Origin of the sequence: Mesorhizobium sp. M7A.F.Ca.MR.362.00.0.0, from assembly GCF_004023175.1 — a bacterium.
Classification (GTDB): Bacteria; Pseudomonadota; Alphaproteobacteria; order Rhizobiales; family Rhizobiaceae; genus Mesorhizobium.
Window position 1 is genome coordinate 4295 of sequence record NZ_RZTF01000333.1, and the last position, 2802, is coordinate 7096.

The window sequence follows — 2802 nt, forward strand, 5'->3', positions numbered from 1 at the left end:
CAGCAAGGCGCCAAAACGGCGGGCGAGCGGCGCGCGCGGTGCCGCCATGACGGCGCCCGCCGTGCGCAGGCCGACGCTTTCCAGGCTGGTGCGGGTCGCCGGCTCGATGCGCAGCGCGGCCAGGGGCAGGGGTGCCAGCAGCGCTTCCTCCTCGCCTGACACAATGATGCGGTCGCCGCAAAAGCGTGCCGCCGCCCAGGCCGCACCCGGTGTCGCGGCAAGCCCGGCGCGGACATCGAAACCCTGATGGAAGAAGCGCGACAGGATGTCGTCCAGCATGGCGCGCTCGCCGCCGAACAGATGGGTGCAGCCGGTGACGTCGAGAAACAGGCCGTCTGTCCCGTCCAGCGCCACCAGCGGGGTGTAGCGGTCGCACCAGTCGGCAAGGCCTTCGAGCAGTCGGCGGTCGGCTTCCGGATCCGCCTCGACGATGTCGATCGACGGATGCATGGCGCGCGCATCGGCGATGCCCATGTCGCGCTTCAGGTGCAGCGCCTCAGCCCGCTCGTCGAGGGCCGAGATGCGCTGCGCGTTGCGGTCGCGATGGCTGATCACGAGCGGCGGGTGAGAGAGGTGATCCGACGGCCGGGAACGCCAGGACCGCCCCAGACGCTGGCGCAGGATCCTTTCCGCCGCCAGATAGGGAAACCACAGGGACAGGATTCTTTGTCCGGTCTCTTCCCTCGCTCCTTTTTTCGTCGCCCCATCTTTCGTCGAATGCGCGTTCATCGGGGTTCCACTCCAGTGTGAATTGTCCAGGCAGGGCTGTGCGGCTCTTGCCGATGGTGAGGGCGAAGGCCGGGCGGCCGATCGAGCCGGCCAGCGGCCCGGCGATGGTGTCGCGCGGCACCGCCGGCGCCGAGGCGACGATGAGGCGGACAGGGGCGGCCGTCGGTTCGGGTTCGGCCGCCTGCCGCAGCAGGAACACCGGCCGGCCGGCCGCTTGCGCCCTTGCATGCAGCCGGCGTGTCGCGGTCAGGTCCAGCCGCTGCGGATTGCCGCGGATTTCCAGGATGACCGCGGCGAGCGCTGTCATCCGGGCCGCCTCCTCGGCGACCCACAGCGCATCGACAAGCCTTGGCGCCTCGGAAAACAGCAATTGCTCCGGCTCGATGCCGAACGAAGCGTGAAGCCCCCTTGCATAGGGAAAGCCGGCCTCGCGGAAAATCTCCGATGTGCCGATCCACAGCACCGGCAGCCCCGGCGTTTGCTTGAGGATCAGACTGGTGAGCGACAAAGCGAAGCCGGCGACGGCCCCGGCATCGCGGGTTTGCGTGCCATGGATTTCACTCAGGGCGGCCTTCGGCAGGCCGCCGCTCAGGGCGGCGTCGAGGCGCTCGACACCGATAGGCAGAAACGCATCCGGCAACGCCGCGGCAATGCCACGCCGGACGATTGTGAGATCGGTGTTGGCGTCGGCGTGAAGGGGCGCGGCGGCCGGCGCGGCCAAGCGCTCGGGCAGCGTTCCCTCGATTTTCGCGATCTGGCGGCGCAGGGCAAAAACAGTCTCCCGCGCCACGGCGGTCATCGCCATGACGGTCAGCTTCCACTCACAATTGTTCCTGTTATGTTCCCTATAGATTCCAGAGGGGGACCCAGGAGTCAAGCAGAGTCATGGGGAATTTATTCCTCTCGGCAGGGATGGCGCAGGCGCATCGGCCCGTTCATTTGCCGATTCCGGTGCGAAAGCCTATATGCCGGGATCAAAGGACAAAGCATGGCCCGCATCTACAAGACCCGCACCTGGCACGACGAACTCTCGCCCTCGATGGACGAAATGGAGTTCCTGGCGCTGGAGGCGTACGCGCATCTGCCGGAGGATTTTCGCAAGCTGACCGGCGAGATCGTTATCCAGATCGCCGAGTTCCCGACCGACGAGATCATGGACGACCTGTCGCTGGAAACGCCCTTCGACCTGCTCGGCCTGTTCGAGGGACGCGGCATCGCCGAGCGCTGGAACCCGCAGACCGGCGAAGGCCCGAACCGCATCACGCTCTACCGCCGCGCCATCCTCGATTACTGGTCCGAGAACGAAGAGACGCTGGGCGACATCGTCACCCACGTGCTGATCCACGAGATCGGCCACCATTTCGGCCTGTCGGACGATGATATGGAGAAGATCGAAGAGGCGGCCGAGTAGCACTCAGATGACGGAAGCAGAATTTGCCGACCTGATCGATTGCAATTGGCCGTACCACGACATTTCACAAAGCCGGGAACTGATCGCAACCGCCATCGGGATTTCGCCGAATGCCGCTTTCCTCGCACTTAGTGAGCTTTGCCATCTGCCCGCAAGTGCTGCCATCGAACCGGCCACTCTCGTTGCCCTGGTCGATTTCTGGCTATCCGAATTCGACCACCCGATGGCACCTATGACAGCGGAATGCGCGATCTCCATGATTGAACGCAAGCGGTTGCCGGTTCCTGAAATCCTTACGAGAATGGATTCCGTCTCCGGCTATCCCGGTCTCCTTGCAGCGCTATCGATCCTCTATTTCGGCTGCGATGACGTCGAGGGCCGCGCAGACGCACGGTTCAACGAAATCAGAGCCGCCTGGGAAAATCTGGCGTAGCTGGTTACTGATCGACCAAGCGCTGTATTCGGCCCTCATTCCTGACCGTCGATATCCTTGACTACTGGTCCGAGAACGAAGAGACGCTGGGCGACATCCACGAGATCGGTCACCATTCGGCCTGTCGGACGATGATATGGAGAAGTTCGAAGAAGCGGCCGAGTAGCCCCACACCTTCGTCATCCTAGGGCGGAGCAAGGAGCGAAGCGACGCGGCGCAGACCCTAGGA

Annotated in this window: 4 protein-coding genes and 1 pseudogene; 3 read left to right on the top strand and 2 right to left on the bottom strand. The window is 64.4% G+C overall.

Annotated features, from left to right (window positions below; all coding sequences use genetic code 11):
- Together EOC06_RS43765 and EOC06_RS43770 are read right to left on the bottom strand one after the other, a co-directional pair.
- Nucleotides 1-555 (bottom strand): DNA polymerase Y family protein (locus EOC06_RS43765; RefSeq protein WP_245470163.1); only part of this gene is annotated, 555 nt, incomplete at its 3' end.
- Complete coding sequence (locus EOC06_RS43770) at nt 497-1534, bottom strand: hypothetical protein (RefSeq protein ID WP_127267293.1); 1038 nt, start codon at nt 1532-1534, stop codon at nt 497-499. The genes EOC06_RS43765 and EOC06_RS43770, both read right to left, overlap by 59 nt.
- A gap of 183 nt (nt 1535-1717) precedes the next feature.
- Between EOC06_RS43770 and EOC06_RS28905 the strand changes: the two genes are divergently transcribed.
- From EOC06_RS28905 to EOC06_RS43775, 3 genes and pseudogenes are all read left to right on the top strand, one after another.
- Nucleotides 1718-2140: a metallopeptidase family protein gene (locus EOC06_RS28905; RefSeq protein WP_023763026.1), complete on the top strand. Its 423-nt coding sequence runs from the start codon at nt 1718-1720 to the stop codon at nt 2138-2140.
- 7 nt (nt 2141-2147) lie between these two features.
- On the top strand, nt 2148-2573 hold the full coding sequence (locus EOC06_RS28910) for a hypothetical protein (RefSeq protein ID WP_127267292.1): 426 nt from the start codon (nt 2148-2150) through the stop codon (nt 2571-2573).
- A gap of 53 nt (nt 2574-2626) precedes the next feature.
- Nucleotides 2627-2739 (top strand): annotated as a pseudogene (locus EOC06_RS43775) (metallopeptidase family protein); the annotation flags it as partial.
- Nucleotides 2740-2802: the final 63 nt, after the last annotated feature.

Coding starts and splice junctions, on each gene's coding strand:
- EOC06_RS28905 (WP_023763026.1), top strand. CDS start 1,718: ATGGCCCGCATCTACAAGACCCGCACCTGGCACGACGAACTCTCGCCC.
- EOC06_RS28910 (WP_127267292.1), top strand. CDS start 2,148: ATGACGGAAGCAGAATTTGCCGACCTGATCGATTGCAATTGGCCGTAC.
- EOC06_RS43770 (WP_127267293.1), bottom strand. CDS start 1,534: ATGGCGATGACCGCCGTGGCGCGGGAGACTGTTTTTGCCCTGCGCCGC.